This window comes from Clostridium mobile, assembly GCF_018918285.1.
Classification (GTDB): Bacteria; Bacillota; Clostridia; order Clostridiales; family Clostridiaceae; genus Clostridium_AW; species Clostridium_AW mobile.
This window is the reverse complement of record NZ_JAHLQF010000003.1, coordinates 93,853-109,499: the sequence shown is the minus strand read 5'-3', so window position 1 is coordinate 109,499 and position 15,647 is coordinate 93,853. Positions and strand designations below refer to the sequence as shown.

19 protein-coding genes are annotated in these 15,647 nt (G+C 31.3%); 4 read left to right on the top strand and 15 right to left on the bottom strand.

Going from position 1 to position 15,647, the window contains the following annotated elements:
- Positions 1–34: 34 nt before the first annotated feature.
- From KQI86_RS12300 to KQI86_RS12265, 8 genes are all read right to left on the bottom strand, one after another.
- Positions 35–352, bottom strand: coding sequence for a MazG nucleotide pyrophosphohydrolase domain-containing protein (locus tag KQI86_RS12300; protein WP_216439687.1), 318 nt, complete (start codon positions 350–352; stop codon positions 35–37).
- Entirely contained in the window at positions 318–881 is a 564-nt protein-coding gene (locus KQI86_RS12295; RefSeq protein WP_216439686.1) for a GNAT family N-acetyltransferase, read from the bottom strand. The genes KQI86_RS12300 and KQI86_RS12295 overlap by 35 nt, the downstream gene beginning before the upstream one ends.
- 21 nt (positions 882–902) lie before the next feature.
- Entirely contained in the window at positions 903–1,526 is a 624-nt protein-coding gene (locus KQI86_RS12290; RefSeq protein WP_216439685.1) for a TetR/AcrR family transcriptional regulator, read from the bottom strand.
- Between the two features lie 262 nt (positions 1,527–1,788).
- Entirely contained in the window at positions 1,789–2,820 is a 1,032-nt protein-coding gene (locus tag KQI86_RS12285) for a 5-oxoprolinase subunit C family protein (RefSeq protein WP_216439684.1), read from the bottom strand.
- Positions 2,820–3,563: a 5-oxoprolinase subunit PxpB gene (gene pxpB, locus KQI86_RS12280; RefSeq protein WP_216439683.1), complete on the bottom strand. Its 744-nt coding sequence runs from the start codon at positions 3,561–3,563 to the stop codon at positions 2,820–2,822. The genes KQI86_RS12285 and pxpB overlap by 1 nt, the downstream gene beginning before the upstream one ends.
- A 26-nt stretch (positions 3,564–3,589) precedes the next feature.
- Complete coding sequence (locus tag KQI86_RS12275) at positions 3,590–4,807, bottom strand: NRAMP family divalent metal transporter (protein ID WP_343216170.1); 1,218 nt, start codon at positions 4,805–4,807, stop codon at positions 3,590–3,592.
- A gap of 12 nt (positions 4,808–4,819) precedes the next feature.
- Positions 4,820–5,590, bottom strand: a complete 771-nt coding sequence (locus KQI86_RS12270) for a LamB/YcsF family protein (RefSeq protein WP_216439682.1) — start codon at positions 5,588–5,590, stop codon at positions 4,820–4,822.
- 296 nt (positions 5,591–5,886) lie between these two features.
- Positions 5,887–6,717 carry an IclR family transcriptional regulator gene (locus KQI86_RS12265; protein WP_216439681.1) on the bottom strand — a complete coding sequence of 277 codons (831 nt, stop codon included), beginning with the start codon at positions 6,715–6,717 and terminating at the stop codon, positions 5,887–5,889.
- Positions 6,718–7,025: 308 nt separating this feature from the next.
- Here KQI86_RS12265 and KQI86_RS20595 point away from each other — a divergent pair, with 308 nt between their 5' ends.
- Genes KQI86_RS20595 through KQI86_RS12250 form a run of 3 tightly spaced genes read left to right on the top strand, consistent with a single transcriptional unit; the run spans position 7,026 to position 8,856 of the window.
- Positions 7,026–7,325, top strand: coding sequence for an OadG family transporter subunit (locus KQI86_RS20595; protein ID WP_216439680.1), 300 nt, complete (start codon positions 7,026–7,028; stop codon positions 7,323–7,325).
- A 35-nt stretch (positions 7,326–7,360) separates the two neighbouring features.
- Positions 7,361–7,690 (top strand): biotin/lipoyl-containing protein, encoded by a 330-nt coding sequence (locus tag KQI86_RS12255; RefSeq protein ID WP_216439679.1) that lies wholly within the window; start codon positions 7,361–7,363, stop codon positions 7,688–7,690.
- Between the two features lie 17 nt (positions 7,691–7,707).
- Entirely contained in the window at positions 7,708–8,856 is a 1,149-nt protein-coding gene (locus KQI86_RS12250) for a sodium ion-translocating decarboxylase subunit beta (RefSeq protein WP_216439678.1), read from the top strand.
- Between the two features lie 96 nt (positions 8,857–8,952).
- On the opposite strand, the gene KQI86_RS12245 is transcribed toward KQI86_RS12250, so the two are convergent.
- Entirely contained in the window at positions 8,953–9,738 is a 786-nt protein-coding gene (locus tag KQI86_RS12245) for an isocitrate lyase/PEP mutase family protein (protein WP_216439677.1), read from the bottom strand.
- A 107-nt stretch (positions 9,739–9,845) separates the two neighbouring features.
- Here KQI86_RS12245 and KQI86_RS12240 point away from each other — a divergent pair, with 107 nt between their 5' ends.
- Positions 9,846–10,532 carry an ArsR/SmtB family transcription factor gene (locus tag KQI86_RS12240; protein ID WP_216439676.1) on the top strand — a complete coding sequence of 229 codons (687 nt, stop codon included), beginning with the start codon at positions 9,846–9,848 and terminating at the stop codon, positions 10,530–10,532.
- Between the two features lie 141 nt (positions 10,533–10,673).
- On the opposite strand, the gene KQI86_RS12235 is transcribed toward KQI86_RS12240, so the two are convergent.
- The 6 genes from KQI86_RS12235 to KQI86_RS12210 form a co-directional block, all read right to left on the bottom strand.
- Entirely contained in the window at positions 10,674–11,567 is an 894-nt protein-coding gene (locus tag KQI86_RS12235; protein WP_216439675.1) for a cation diffusion facilitator family transporter, read from the bottom strand.
- A 220-nt stretch (positions 11,568–11,787) separates the two neighbouring features.
- The gene (locus tag KQI86_RS12230; protein ID WP_216439674.1) at positions 11,788–12,465 is read right to left on the bottom strand and encodes a Crp/Fnr family transcriptional regulator; all 678 of its coding nucleotides are present in this window, start codon (positions 12,463–12,465) and stop codon (positions 11,788–11,790) included.
- 135 nt (positions 12,466–12,600) lie between these two features.
- Positions 12,601–13,023 carry a gamma-glutamylcyclotransferase family protein gene (locus KQI86_RS12225; protein WP_216439673.1) on the bottom strand — a complete coding sequence of 141 codons (423 nt, stop codon included), beginning with the start codon at positions 13,021–13,023 and terminating at the stop codon, positions 12,601–12,603.
- Between the two features lie 11 nt (positions 13,024–13,034).
- Positions 13,035–13,676 carry a pyroglutamyl-peptidase I gene (gene pcp / locus KQI86_RS12220; RefSeq protein WP_216439672.1) on the bottom strand — a complete coding sequence of 214 codons (642 nt, stop codon included), beginning with the start codon at positions 13,674–13,676 and terminating at the stop codon, positions 13,035–13,037.
- A 48-nt stretch (positions 13,677–13,724) separates the two neighbouring features.
- Positions 13,725–14,681: a DUF979 domain-containing protein gene (locus KQI86_RS12215; RefSeq protein ID WP_216439671.1), complete on the bottom strand. Its 957-nt coding sequence runs from the start codon at positions 14,679–14,681 to the stop codon at positions 13,725–13,727.
- Positions 14,682–14,698: 17 nt separating this feature from the next.
- Positions 14,699–15,391 carry a DUF969 domain-containing protein gene (locus KQI86_RS12210; protein WP_216439670.1) on the bottom strand — a complete coding sequence of 231 codons (693 nt, stop codon included), beginning with the start codon at positions 15,389–15,391 and terminating at the stop codon, positions 14,699–14,701.
- Positions 15,392–15,647: the final 256 nt, after the last annotated feature.

Here is a 15,647-nt window from a genome sequence, read left to right as displayed (position 1 = left end):
TTTATAATCTCCATTCAATATTGATAGATATTCGTCAGTTTCCAGAGCTCAAATCACCTTTACTTTCGAATCTTTTTTCATATTTATAAAGTGCATAATTTAAACAATCTTCTAAGTTAGTATTAGTTTCATTTGCAATGCAAATAAGGGAGAATAGAACGTCTCCAAGTTCACTTTTCCAATTTTTTGTTATACTAAATTGTTTATTGCCATAATCAGTACCTTTTAATACTTCTTTTGATAACTCACCTACTTCTGAAGTTAGATCAATTATTCTAACATCAACTCTTGAATTTATAAGTTTATCCTCAGTAAATTTATTTATCTTGTTTTGAATATCTGATAGATTCATCTATATATTCCTCCTTTAGAATACCCATATGGATAATGTCATGCCAAATGCCTTCTCTGAATAAACTTTGTCGAGATTTTCCCTCGTATTTAAATCCCATTTTTTCATACAATTTCATGGCTTTTTCATTGAAAGAAAACACCCTTAGGTATACCCTGTGTAGGTTCATTTCAAGAAATCCATAATCAAGTAACAATTTCATTGACTCCGTAGCATATCCCTTTCCCCAGTAATTCTTCTCTCCAATATCAATTATACATTCAGCATTGCGATTTTTATAATCGATGTTTATTAATGAGATAATCCCCATTGGTGTTTCTGTTTTCCTTTCAAGAATTATGTAACTTTTAGAAGAGTTAGATCCTAATATAACTTGATTTACAAATCCTCTTGTCTCTTCCATATGGTACATATCTAAAAAAGGATTAGTAGACGCCATGACTTCCATATCATTTCTCCATTTATGATAAAGTTCTGCATCATCTGAAATCATTTTTCTAAGCTTTATTTTTGAAGATTCGAATAGCATAGCTATCACTCCTTTTTATAATTATTCTTCTTTTATAGGACAAAGCATTTCTTCCAATGAAAAAATCAAAGTTGTAAGTTGTTTCTGAACATTTGTTACCTCTGGCCCTAATTGAAACGTATCTAACATTAAGCCATTTAAATAGGATATAAAATAACGTGCTATAGACTCTGGAGATATGCGAGGATGAAACTCCCCTTTGTCTATTCCCTTTTGAATAACAGTACTTATAGCTTTCACAGTCATATCATAACGCTCTTTTATATAGGGAAAATTATCCTTATCTTTCATATAATTTGATGATAGAAAAAACTCTGCCCTAGCAAGTACAAGAGAGTTGTTAATTGCCTCTATGGCTTTTTGTTGTTTCTTTAACCATTTAGTTAATTGACTCCACAGTAAAGATTCACTATTTGGTTCAAAAAAATATAACATTTCCTCATCATCAAATCTAAGAACTTCCATAAAAACATGATCGATATTATTAAAATAGGCATAAAGTGCTCCTCTTGACACTCCCGCTTCATCCATAATATCTTGCATTGTAGCATGTATATATCCTTTTTTAATAAATACTTCTCTCGCCGCCTGTAGTAATTGAACTTTCTTCTCCTTTTTATACTCATCGCTTACTTTTGGTGACATAATTACTTACACCTCCTTTCTATATGCTTTTACTAAAGCCTAAAGCTGGAAATACTAAATTATTTTATTTAATCTTAAAATAAGTACAATATAATTTTTTAGCCACATTATATATCATTATAAACGACACCATTGTCGTTTTCAATACTTGAAATAAATAATATATAAAATGCTTTTATATTTCAAATAAAACCCTTCAATAAAAATAATAAAAAGGGTAGAGTTTGGATTTTGTTTATCTAAACTCTACCTTTATTAATATTTATCCTAATTCTTCTACTTTTACATTATATTCTTCACCACTTATTCTTAATAGAATTTCATTAGTTTTAACAATATTTTTATTAATGCAGGTTTTTTTAATAGTAGTAATACTTTCTTCCACCTTTTTAAGTAATTCTTGTGCTTCATAAATACTTACCTTTTTAAATCTAATAGAATCACCAGGTTTGGCTTGTGCTATTTTAGGAAGATCTATAGAAATAACATTTGCAATTTTTGTATATCCTCCGATGGTTTGTCTGTCTGACATCATAATAATTGGCTGTCCATGGCTTGGAATTTGAATAGCACCAAAATTAATGCCATCCGATATAATATCTCCTCCATTGATATGCTCAACTACTTCTCCTTCTAGCCTATACCCCATACGATCACATTCATTAGTAACCTTATATGAAGTAGATAAAAACTTTTCCAATCCCTTTTGGGTAAAATAATCATCTTGAGGTCCTAAAATAACCCTTACATCTAAATCTTGTGAGTAAGTAGGAATATATTCATTAGGCAATTTTCTATATTTAGTAGAAGTTGTCCCCTTCTCTAGGTCACCTATTTTTAAAATATCTCCTGATTTTAAACTCCCTCCATTAAGTCCTCCAATTTTAGCTTTAACATAAGTAGACCTACTTCCCATAACCTTTTCCACTTGTATACCGCCTGCAAATGCTATATAGGCTCTACATCCATTTTTGACACCACCAAATGCTAATATGTCTCCTTTTTTTACATATACACTTTCCCACATAGATATAGGTTCACCATTTAAAACTGGATCTAAATCTCCCCCTGTAATAACAATTAAAGAGTCGTCCATAAATTCTATTTCAGGTCCTAATATAGTCGCTTCTAAGAGGGCTTCACCTTCATCATTTCCTAATAAAATATTAGCTACTCTATGGGAGAAACTATCCATAACACCTGAAACAGGAACACCAAATTGCTGATAACCATATCTTCCATTGTCTTGTATCAATGTCAAAAGCCCATGATTTTTAATTCTTATTTCTCCCATTATGCCCTCTTCCCCCCTTCTTTGATATAAGTCTTATATTTATAAGTTCCATTATTTATAGCTTTCTCTATGATTTTATACTGATTCTTAGAAATAGGTACAAATTTAATATAGTTACCTGCTTTTAAAAGTATTGGTACTTCTCTGTTGGGTTCATAAAGTTTTAAGGGTGTTCTACCGATCAATTGCCATCCCCCTGGACTATCAATAGGATATATTCCCGTTTGACTTCCTGCAATTCCTACAGATCCTCTATTGATTTTTGTTCTTGGTTCTTTTAATCTTGGTGTAGAAATTTTTTCATCCATACCTCCTAGATATGGAAAACCTGGTGTAAAACCTAACATATAAATAAGATACTCCTTAGAACTGTGTATTTTTATTACTTCCTCTAAAGTTATTCCATTATGGTGAGCAACATTTTCAATATCCGGTCCATATTCCCCACCATATACTGTAGGTATTTCAATAACTTCAGGTTCTGGCAAAGAAATATCCTCAAGTTTATCTTCCAATAACTTTAATTCCTTTACTAAATCATCATATCCTATGGTTAAAGCATCATAATGAATCATTAAAGAGCGATAGGTAGGGACAATTTCTACAATTCCTTGGATTTTATTTGATTCTAAGACAACCATCATATATCTTACCTTATTGCTTATATCCTCTGATATTTCATTACCATATTCAATGGTTAAAGCTTTATCTCCAGATATTAAATACTTTGTTTCCTTATACATTTTATTCCCTCCTAACTATTTATTTTCTAAAATATATTTGATAAAGACATTACTCCCGCATATCCGGCAATGATAACTATCAATATACCAAACAATAATAGCCAAGTAGGATGTTCATACTCTCCCACAATATCTTTTCTTTTAGAAGCTATTAATATCGCACCTACAGTAATGGGTAAAATTAATCCATTAAGAGAGCCTGCTAAAACAAGTAATTTTACTGGTTGCCCTATAATGGCCATAGTAATAGTAGAAAAAATAATAAATCCCATAATAAAATGCTTTTCATACTTTTCTATAAATGGGTGGAGTGTCTTTAGAAAAGAAACTGATGTATAAGCTGCTCCAACTACTGATGTAATACTTGCTGCTAATAATACAACACCAAAGAATTTATATCCGATCATTCCTGCTCCACTTTTAAAAGCAGAAGCTGCTGGATTTGAAGGATCTAAGGCAATTCCTTTACTTACAACACCTAACACTGCTAAGAATACTAAAATTCTCATAATAGATGCAATTACAATACCTAGCACTGCCGATTTTGTAATTTCTTTTAGATTCTTTATGCCTGTAATCCCCCCATCAATTAATCTGTGTCCACCTGAAAATGTGATATATCCACCTACTGTTCCGCCAAGAAGCGTGATGATAGGAAATAGTAGCAACTTAGGGTTCTCTGGAGCAACACTTCTAATCAATGCTTCTCCTACAGGAGGTTGCGTTTTAATCGCCACATAAGTTACAATTACAATCATCAATACTCCTAAAATCTGTGTAAATTTATCTACTAATGAACCTGCTTCCTTGGACAAAAAAATCATGCTTGCTATAATTCCACAAATAATAATTCCATACTTTACATCAAGTCCAAAAATAACATTTAATCCCAACGCTGCACCACCAACGTTTCCAATATTAAAGGCTAGTCCTCCTAGCGCAACAATTATGGCAATAAAATACCCAAGTCCAGGTAGAACTTTATTGGCAATGTCCTGCCCCCTCATACCTGATACACCAATAACCCTCCATACATTTACTTGAGCCCCTACATTGAATATAATTGAGATTAATATTACAAAAGCAAAGTTCGCAGCAAATTGTTCAGTAAATTGAGCTGTTTGAGTTAAAAATCCTGGTCCTATAGCCGAGGTTGCCATAATAAATGCTGCACCTATAAGAACACTTGTATTGTTAAATTTCGGCTTCGAACCCTTCATTACCTTATCTTCTTCTGGCTTCATGAACACTTCCCCCTATTTAATAAAATTCGAAATTGCAGTTACCTCGATGCCCTCCTCTTGAAGCTTTGTTTTAATTTTTTTAACAAATGCCACAGCTTCTGGATTATCCCCATGAACGCAGATTGACTGAGCATTTATATCAACATCCTCACCAGTTATAGCTGTAACCTTTCCTTCTCTTACCATTCTTATAATTCTAGATAAGGCAATATCAACGTCATGAATGACAGCGCCTTCTTTTGATCTTGCTACTAAGGTTCCATCAGAATTATATGCCCTATCAGCAAATACCTCATTGGCAACTTTTAAACCTACATGTTCTCCTGCTTTAATTAACTCACTATTAGCAAGCCCTAATAAAATAATATCCTTGTCCACTTCATATATAGCTTCAGCTATTGCTATTGCAAGCGCTGAATCCTTTGCAGCCATATTATACATAGCGCCATGAGGTTTTACATGTTGTATTCTCTCCTCTTTAGCCTTTGCAAATGCCATAAGTGCTCCTAATTGATATTTTATATAAGCTTTCATTTCACTTGGATTTATTGAAAGATTTCTCCTTCCAAACCCCATTAAATCTAGGAAACCAGGATGAGCCCCTACTGCCACTCCATTTTCTTTTGCTATTCCAACAGTCTTTTCCATAACCTCTGGATCTCCAGCATGCCATCCACAAGCAATATTCACTGAAGTAACATATTTTATCACTTCTTCATCTAATCCTATTTTATAATTTCCAAAGCTTTCTCCCAAGTCGCTGTTCAAGTCAACCTTAAGCATTTTAACCCCCCCTTAATAATTACCTCTTTAAATATTAAACCGATGGTTTATTTATGCTTATGATATTACAATAGGAAAATATTCACTAAATTTAAATAATTTACATAAAAAAAGAGCTAAAGTATTTTTAGCTCTTTAGATATTCTAAAGTTACAAATTATTTATTAAACTTTTATCCGATGACTACCATCCGTAATACTCCCATCTTCTACGTATAACGGATGCTACGTCCCTGGATAAGTTCTTCTAACCTTCAGTTGGAGTAAGTATTCCTTTTAAGCAAACTCCATCTGAAGCTAAGAATCACTTGATTTGGGATTATACCCTAAAATCTTAGATATCTCTTTAGCAGTTTTCTTTGTTTCTTTTATAATCAGAGGCAATGAGTTATTATTAAATCTTTGCTCCGGTCCTGCAACACTGATAGAGGCTACAACTTTTCCATAATAATCAAATATAGGTACCCCTACTGAAACAGTCTGGGGTTCTAATTCTCCAAAGCTAATAGTATAGCCTTGACTTCTACTTTCATCTATCTTCTGCCATAATTCTTCTTTATCAACAATAGTAATTTCTGTATGCTTTTTTAAAGGCTCTTTATTTAAAATTTCGTTTATATCCTCATTATCTAAGAAAGATAATATGGCTCTTGCACAAGCTCCAGCACTTAAAGGTGCTGCCCTTCCTATCCTTGTAAACAATCTTACAGGATGAGCACAAGTTAATTTTTCAATATAAATGGCATGGTTATCTTCTCGTACAGCTAATTGAACATCTTCATTAAGCAAATCCCTTAATTTCTCCATAAATGGAATAGCTATTTCTTTCACCTCCATGGATTCAGAAACAATCATCCCTAACTCAAAAAATCTCATACCTAATCTATATTGATTTTGCTTTCCCTGTATATCAACCTTTTGCAAAAATCCGTTTTTTTCGAAAGTATTAAATAATCTATAAACTGTAGCTTTAGGAATGGATGAATCCCTGCTAATTTCACTTAATCCTCTAACAGGACATTCCATAGTGAAATACTTTAAAAGCTCCAATGCCTTATCTAAACTATTATTTATGTTATTTTGTTCTTTTGACATTGCTTTCTTTGCTCCCCCCTTTAATCTACACATATATTATCCCTAAAAACCTTGATATATGATAGTTTACTCCAATATGGAATAATTTACAATTACTATCTATATAAGGATTTAAAGCTCTGATCTTAATATATCAACACTAAATTGTGTAAATACATTTGATTATTTTATTTTTATATAAAAAATATATTTTCCATATGTGAGCATATAAATATATTAAACCGATGGTTCATTATCTGAATCACATCAATATTTTTAAAAAATATAATAAGCTTTTACTGCTTCATACTTAATTGTAAAGTAAATCAATTAAAAGTTTACATGTGGAAAGGGGGATTCTTATGTCAGTATATGAGAGCATATTAGTGGCTTTATTTGTTATAGCCATAGTTTTTATTGTTCTTATAGCATTAAGTCTTTTTTTAAGTTTACAATCCAGTTTCTTCAATTCTCTTAAAGATAAAAAAGCCTCAAATATCATTACTCCAGATAAAAATACTCTAGACTTATCAACTACTGGAACTGATTTTTCAAATGTTGATGAAAAAACTGTTGCGATTATTATGGCCTCAATAAGCCATATCTCTAACATTCCTTTAAAGTCACTTAAAATAAAATCCATAAAACCACTTGATTTATAAATTACATTATTATCTTATAGGGGGGTAACACTGAAATGAAATATATCGTTACTGTTAATAACAAAAAATATGAAGTTGAGGTAATAGACAGTACTGGCAAAGAAGTCACTGATAATAATAAACAACAGCGAACTAAAGAGACACACATACCTAGTGAATTATTAAAATGTCCAATGCCTGGCACAATTATAGATATAAAAGTAAATCCAGGGTATAGTGCTAAAAAAGGTGATACTTTATTTATACTTGAAGCTATGAAAATGGAAAATGAAATTACAGCCCCTAGGGATGGAATTATTAAAGAAATTCAAGTTATAAAGGGGGCTTCTGTGAATACAAATGATGTTCTTGCCGTGATTGAATAGTAGGGAGGGGGATATATATGTCTTTTTCATTTAAAGATACAATTGTAAAATTGCTAAATGAATCCGGTTTCGCAGCACTAACATGGCAACAGTTAGTAATGATTCTTATCGCTTTGGTGTTGATATATCTAGCAATCAAAAAGGAATTTGAACCTCTTTTACTTTTACCTATATCCTTTGGGGTTCTCCTAGCTAATTTACCATCTACAGGTATAATGTCTGGTCCATTGGCAAATTCTTCGGAGCCAGGAGGATTACTTTATTATTTATATTTAGGTGTTAAACTAGGAATTTATCCTTCTTTAATATTTCTAGGGATTGGTGCAATGACAGACTTTGGCCCTCTTATTGCTAGACCCTCAAGTTTGTTTTTAGGCGCGGCTGCTCAATTCGGTGTTGTTATAGCTTTTATTATCGCAATTGCACTAGGTTTTTCCCCTCAAGCTGCATCTTCAATAGGTATTATTGGAGGTGCAGATGGCCCTACAGCAATATATTTAACAACAAGACTGGCTCCAGAATTACTGCCAGCAATAGCAATTGCCGCCTATTCTTATATGGCTCTAATTCCTCTTATACAACCTCCTTTAATGAAGTTACTCACTACACAAAAGGAGAGGAAGGTAAAAATGGAACAACTTAGAGAAGTGTCTAAGGTTGAAAAGATAGTGTTTCCTATAGTTGTAACGGTACTTACAATTTTATTGCTTCCTTCTGTAGCGCCTCTTATAGGAATGTTAATGATGGGAAATCTATTTAGAGAGTCTGGCGTTGTTGAAAGACTTTCTACTACAGCGCAAAATGAATTGATTAATATAGTTACAATTTTTCTTGGCACTACAGTAGGAGCCACTGCTAAAGCAGAGACATTCTTAACACCAGAAACCTTAAAAATTATAGCTCTTGGACTTCTTGCATTTGCATTTAGTACAATAGGTGGTTTGCTTTTAGGGAAACTCATGTGCTTTTTATCTGGTGGAAAGATCAATCCTCTTATAGGTTCTGCCGGAGTTTCAGCGGTTCCAATGGCTGCAAGAGTTTCTCAGATTGAAGGTCAAAAGGCGAACACTTCAAATTATCTTCTTATGCATGCAATGGGTCCTAATGTGGCAGGAGTTATAGGTTCCGCAGTTGCTGCTGGAGTACTCTTAGCTCTTTTCGGATAGATAATATATAGTTATTATCTTAAAAATAAAAGAGAAAGTCAGGACTTTTTCTCCTGATTTTCTCTCTTCTCTTCATTAGTTCTTTGATATTATTCTTTATTTACCTACCTTTACATAGTTGGAAATATCATTATAAGAAATAATTTCCTCTGTAATTGTTTTTAAATTTTGATGATTTACTATATGGTCACAAGTATTTTCTAAATTAGAAACAGTTCCTCTGTATTGTGCTGAACCTAAGCTTAATACTTCAACTCCTATATTGGATAGCTCATCTAATGAAGGTGTTTCTTTTACCACTAAAATATTTAATGGACAAGGCAAATCTTCCTTTAATTTTAAAATCAATTCATAACTTGAAACACCTGGGATAAATATGTTATCTGCCCCTGCTTCATAATATAAAATACATCGATTTAGTGCTTCTTTATAATCATTTATCCCTAACCAATAAACATCTGTTCTACCATTTATGATAAATGACACATTTTTCTCATTAACATACTTTCTTATTGCTTTAATTTTTTCTACTTGAAATTCAATACTATGTAGTGGTTGTTCTAATTTATTAGTACCATCTTCAATATTAATCCCTGCTGCTCCAAATGAAATAAGTGCTTTCACTATTTCTAATACTTTCTCAACAGAATCACCATACCCTGATTCAATATCAACAATAACAGGGATTTCTACCGCATTTATAATATTTCTCACTATCTCTAACATATCATCTACAGGAATTTTCTCCCCATCTTCATAGCCATGAGATAATGCAATACCTGCACTAGTTGTAGCAATATGTGCAAATCCTTTTCGCTGAAAAATTCTAGCACTCATTACATCCCAAGCATATGGTAAAACTATTGTACTCTGTTTTTTCATCCTTACTCCTCCTCTACTATCTCTATAAAAGCTATTATATATTCTAGATATATCTATGGTCATTGAGATATGGACATATTATAATAAACTCACAAGGAGGGATACTTATGTCATCAGGGGTACCGGATATTGTGAAAGTAACAAGAATTTTAGCAGATCAATCTAGGGTGGATATATTAACGGTTCTAATGGACGGTAAGTTTCATACAGTAAATGAAATTTCTAAATATGCTAAAGTAAAGCCTAATACTACGTCATATCATTTAACCAAATTTTTAGAGTTAGATTGGGTAGAATCAAATAGAGCTGGCCGATTTAAATATTATCGATTAAAGAAAAAAGAAATAGCCACCATTATAGAAAACTTTATGTCTATTGCTCCTCGAAAAGAAATTAAATCTTTTAATCAAAATAGTGAAATGAAAAAATTAAAACAATCTAGAACCTGTTACGACCATATTGCTGGTGAACTAGGTGTGCAAATTTTTAACTTCTTAATACAGAAAAAATATATACTAGATAAAGATTCAGAGTTAACTTTAACATTAGAAGGAGAAAGTTTTTTTAATAACTTAGGGATTGATATCAATAGTTTAAAATGTAAAAAAAGAAACTTTTGTACTTCTTGTATAGATTGGAGTGAAAGACAGTATCACTTGTCTGGAAGTTTAGGAAATGCTTTATACCTACTTTTTCTAGAAAAAGAATGGATTTCTCGAAATTTTAATTCAAGATCATTAACCATAACCAGTGAAGGACAAAAAAATTTAGATACTATCTTTTGCATAAATTAGGGACCTTGATATCTAACACATGGAAACAATTTCATGAGCAAATTTCTCTTAATTTTTTCCTGTATAAATAAAACGCGAGCAAATTTTGCTCACGTTTTTTCTATCATCCATTACTATTTTTATATTTCTATAATTGTAGAACTAATTACAAAACTGATCTTCACAATCTTGGCTTTCAAAATCAATTTCAATAGTAACATGTTCTATTCCTTTTTTCTTCATTAATTCTCTAACATTATTCTTTATTGAAATAATCTCTTCCCGTTCTATTTCATCACCTACAATTATGTGAGTACTTAGCAAATTTTTTTCCCCTTCCAAAGACCAAATATGTGTATGATGCACAGATAACACCTTGGTTTTTTCTAAAATTTCTTTTTCAATCTCATTAATTGATAAATTTTTTGGTACTCCTTGTAAAAATACATTTAATATATCCTTTAAATTTTTCACTACATTATATAATACATATATGGTAATCAAAACTGATAGGAGTGGATCAAGTACAGGAATATTTACAATCATAAGTACAATACTAGCGATGAATATAACTACCCAACCTAGCACATCCTCCATTAAATGCCAAGAAACTACTTTCTCATTTAATGAAGTACCTTTTTTTAATCTTATAACAGCTATTCCGTTTATTATTATTCCTATTATTGCAAATACCAACATCCCCTTCGGACTTACGTCCTCAGGTTGAAATATTCTAGGTATTGATTTTGCTAAAATAAGAACAGAACCACCTACTAATATTAAACTGTTTATTAATGCTGCCAATAATGAGAATCTGGCATATCCAAAAGAAAACTTTTCATCTGGCCCTTTTTCTGAATACCTCTCCAAGTACCATGCAAGGCCCAATGATAACGAATCTCCAAGATCATGTAAAGCATCTGATAAAATAGCCATACTATTTGTCCATAATCCCCCCACTATCTCCAAAAGTGTAAATGTTAAATTTAACAGGAATGCGACTTTTATATTTTTTTGTCCTCCATGATTATGATTATGACTATGATCATGTCCCACTTTTTATACACCTCTTTTCTATTTGCTTTTAACTGGCCTTTCTTATGACAAATCATTTATAACAATATTATACCTCATATGTATTTTACATCCTTTATTATTATAGCAAAATAACCTGTTTAGCATCTTTTAATCCTTAATTATCCCCATTGATGATTGTTTTTTATCAACAATGGGGATAAATCTTTTAAATCAATGTGGATAACTATTCTACATAACTTTATTCTTCTACAACTGTATTAATATATTCCTTTAAACCATTTGGTTTATTAATTATAATATTTTTATTTTCATAACTTATAATTCCTTCGTCTTGAAATTTTTTTAGACATCTAGTGACTGTTATTCTAGAACATCCGATATTATTAGCTAGCTCTTGATGAGTATATATCATATTTACACTTATTCTTTCCTTTGAATCAATCTCTGCACAAGCCGACAATCTAAGTAGGGCATCTGCGATTTTTCCTATTGAATCATTAAACATGTTGTTTGTAAGCTGAAGCATTACTATTCTAAACTTTCTTGTCATACTATGAATAAAGTGTCTATAAACTTCTGGATTCTTACTTAATTCCATTTCCAAAATATCTCTATTAATTATAGCTATCTGGGAATTTTCCTTAGCTATTGTAACTATATAATCTTTTCCTCCACAAAAATATGTCATTTCACCTAAAACTTCACCTGGTCTTATTAGGTACAATAGTTTTTCATCACCTTTTACGCTAATTATACTTTGCTTTACTACCCCTTTTACAATTATTCCTACATTACCTTCTATATCTATTATTTCATTTTTCTTATACTTTTCAATTTTGCCCATTTTACTAAGTTCGTTTAAAAAATAATTTCTCATAAATGATTGTCTGTCGTTATCAAAAAAACTCTCGTACATAATATCGCCTCACTAATAATTTTAAATAATAGTTTAATATTTTACCATATGTATTAATAATATTTCCAGCTAAAATTATTAAATTCTAGTTTATACAAAAAAACTGAACCTAAAATACTTTAGGCTCAGTATAAATTAATTACCTGACGTTTCTTTATATGTTCTCCAACTTCCGTTAGGAAGATACAATTCATTTTTTAACTCTTGCTCTTCTTTACAATTATACATATATGTGAAAGCGACTTCCTTAGAATTATCCTCTAAAATTTCCACTTCAATTGATACTCTATTATACTCATTATTAGGATTTCCTTCTCCATAGTAATTCTCTAAGTCATCTAAATCCTTAACATTATTTTCCCAATCTGCAACTTCAATTAATTCACCATATACAATATCGTTTCCTTTTATCATTGCTGGGTACCCTTTATTAACTAAGTGATAAAGCTTACCTCTTACCTTTGCAGGTTGCCTCTTTAATACCTTTCCTACAAGATATTTATCATAGTTAAAAAAATTCTCCATTAAGCTTCCATAAACAAAAACTTTTTTTGTCACACAATCACCACCTAACATATTTTTCCTAGTGTAATATTTAGATCTTTGTCATTTTCTACTGCTGCTTTTACTGCGAATGTCAATCCTTCAGCAATTTTATCAAGGTCCATAAATGGTGTATTTGGTTTTGTTATAACCTGTTCTGCAATATAAGGAACATGAATAAACCCGCCTTTTATATTTGGATGCTTTTTATTGATTAAATAAAGTAATCCATACATTATATGATTACAAACAAAAGTTCCTGCTGTATTAGACAAAGATGCCGGAATGCTATTACTCCTCATCTCTGATACCATTGCCTTTATAGGTAGGTTTGAAAAATAAGCATTCTCTCCATCTTCAAAAACTTTTTTATCAACAGGTTGGTTTCCTTCATTATCTTCAATACGTGCATCATCAATATTTATTGCTACTCTTTCAACTGATATATCAAATCTTCCACCTGCCTGACCAACACAGATAACTATATCAGGTTCATGGTTAATAATTAATCTTTCAACTTCTTCAATGGACTTTTTAAATACTGTTGGTATTTCCGCTTTTATAACTTCAGCATCTGATACTTTATCATCAATTTTTTTAACCGCTTCAAAGGAAGGATTTATTTTCTCTCCTCCAAATGGATCAAATCCTGTTATTAATACTTTCATTCCACTCACCTCCAAAATATAACCAAAGAAAATTAAATTCCTATAGTTTTAAAATGCCCAAAAATACATTAAAATAATATGAATAATAAGTAATACTATTGCTACTGGAGCTTGATACTTAATAAGTCCATATTTTTCATCTTCTATTTCAAGTATAGCTGTTGGAACTATATTAAAATTTGCAGCCATAGGAGTTAATAGTGTTCCACAAAATCCTGCGCTAAGTGCAAGAGTTGAAGCTATAGCCGGGTTTGCACCTTGCGCAAATACAAATGGTACTCCAATACCTGCAGTTATAACCGCAAATGCTGCAAACCCATTACCCATAATCATAGTGAATACTACCATTCCCACACAATATGCAATAACTCCAAGAAGTATATTTCCCTGTGGAATAACTGTCTTTATTCCATTAGCAATTACATCTCCAACTCCAGCCACTGTGAAAACAGAACCAAGTGCTGCAAGAAGTTGTGGAAGAATACTTACAGGCCCTACAATTTCAAGGAGTCTCCTACCATCTTCAGCCATTTCACTACTCTTTCCTTTAGTAATTACAAGTCCAAGTATTGAGGCAACTACAACTGAAACTCCTAAAGCTACAAATGACCCAATCTGTTTTGTCCAAAATTGTGCCACAATAAAAGCAACTATTGCAAGGGCTAATGCAGGTATAAATATCTTATTTCCTATTAAGTTAGCCTTTTTTTCTTTAAATTCTTTAGATGATTCACTAAACTTATTATATTTTACAAGTTTAAGTGCTGAAATTATAGACATTAATAAAACAAGATACCCTATGATTATATCATTTATAAATATATCTTTATTGCCCCATAGGAGTCCAATCCTACTAAATGTGAAGATGAATCCCAAAATGCCCCAGAAAAGTGCAGTAGGAAGCCTTGAAGAATGGTTTTTATCTTTTATAGTTACATATACTGAAAAAAAGCAGACCATACCAATTAAAATATACATTATTTCTGTTAACGAATCTTTTAACATAACTTCACCCTCCTAACTTATTGTTTATCATTTTGAGATTTTAGTTGTGATTTATATTTTTTATCAAATTTTTTATCATAGTATAGAAATTGTATAGTACCTATAATCATTATAGCTAATGCAATAGGCAATGAAGCTTTAGCAACATCCACCGCTTCAACTATATATCCTTGTTCCTTCATAACACCAACAATTAAAAGAACTCCACTAGATGCAACAAAGAAATTCTGGCCAAAGAAATTACCATAATTTTCAACAGCACCTTCAAGACCTTTTATGGTTTCAATATCTTCTTTGTTCATTTTTCCATATCTATTTTCTCCAGCTCCCATTGCCATTGGTAATACAAGTGGTCTTATAAATTGAACATGACCTCCTATTCTTATACCAAACATTGCTGCAACTGTTCTTATTACTAAATACAATGATGTTAATCTTCCTACAGTTGCAGACTTAAGTTTACTAATTAAATAAGCTGCTCTTTCACGAAGACCATATCTCTCTAAAAGTCCTATAACAGGTAGGGAAATAATAAATATTGACATATATCTATTTTCTACAAATGCCCTTCCAAGTGTGGCCATAACATCGTTAAATGACATTCCAGATGCAAGCCCCGTAGCAATTCCTGCAAAAACAACAACTGCAATAGTATCTAGTTTCATAATAAAACCTACTAATATAATTAAAATACCAATTAACTTTATCACTTTATCAAATCTCCCCTTTGTATTTTTATATTATATAATACCAAAATATAAAATTTATTTTTGTATTCTACGCTACAAAAATAGATGTTTTTTTGTAATATTATAAATATTGTTTGTTTTGCATATCAAATCAACTACGTGGCTTATGTTATTATATATCTTCTATTTTACCTAATAATATTTTTTCTAACCTATTAAATGCTTTTATTATTTTTAATAACTCATTCCATATCTTAATATTATCCATTTCTAGAAA

Bases quoted from the DNA above. Each gene is read 5' to 3' on its own strand.
- KQI86_RS12300 (WP_216439687.1), bottom strand. From the start codon at position 352: ATGAATCTATCAGATATTCAAAACAAGATAAATAAATTTACTGAGGAT.
- KQI86_RS12295 (WP_216439686.1), bottom strand. From the start codon at position 881: ATGCTATTCGAATCTTCAAAAATAAAGCTTAGAAAAATGATTTCAGAT.
- KQI86_RS12290 (WP_216439685.1), bottom strand. From the start codon at position 1,526: ATGTCACCAAAAGTAAGCGATGAGTATAAAAAGGAGAAGAAAGTTCAA.
- KQI86_RS12285 (WP_216439684.1), bottom strand. From the start codon at position 2,820: ATGGGAGAAATAAGAATTAAAAATCATGGGCTTTTGACATTGATACAA.
- pxpB (WP_216439683.1), bottom strand. From the start codon at position 3,563: ATGTATAAGGAAACAAAGTATTTAATATCTGGAGATAAAGCTTTAACC.
- KQI86_RS12275 (WP_343216170.1), bottom strand. From the start codon at position 4,807: ATGAAGCCAGAAGAAGATAAGGTAATGAAGGGTTCGAAGCCGAAATTT.
- KQI86_RS12270 (WP_216439682.1), bottom strand. From the start codon at position 5,590: ATGCTTAAGGTTGACTTGAACAGCGACTTGGGAGAAAGCTTTGGAAAT.
- KQI86_RS12265 (WP_216439681.1), bottom strand. From the start codon at position 6,717: ATGTGTAGATTAAAGGGGGGAGCAAAGAAAGCAATGTCAAAAGAACAA.
- KQI86_RS20595 (WP_216439680.1), top strand. From the start codon at position 7,026: ATGTCAGTATATGAGAGCATATTAGTGGCTTTATTTGTTATAGCCATA.
- KQI86_RS12255 (WP_216439679.1), top strand. From the start codon at position 7,361: ATGAAATATATCGTTACTGTTAATAACAAAAAATATGAAGTTGAGGTA.
- KQI86_RS12250 (WP_216439678.1), top strand. From the start codon at position 7,708: ATGTCTTTTTCATTTAAAGATACAATTGTAAAATTGCTAAATGAATCC.
- KQI86_RS12245 (WP_216439677.1), bottom strand. From the start codon at position 9,738: ATGAAAAAACAGAGTACAATAGTTTTACCATATGCTTGGGATGTAATG.
- KQI86_RS12240 (WP_216439676.1), top strand. From the start codon at position 9,846: ATGTCATCAGGGGTACCGGATATTGTGAAAGTAACAAGAATTTTAGCA.
- KQI86_RS12230 (WP_216439674.1), bottom strand. From the start codon at position 12,465: ATGTACGAGAGTTTTTTTGATAACGACAGACAATCATTTATGAGAAAT.
- pcp (WP_216439672.1), bottom strand. From the start codon at position 13,676: ATGAAAGTATTAATAACAGGATTTGATCCATTTGGAGGAGAGAAAATA.
- KQI86_RS12215 (WP_216439671.1), bottom strand. From the start codon at position 14,681: ATGTTAAAAGATTCGTTAACAGAAATAATGTATATTTTAATTGGTATG.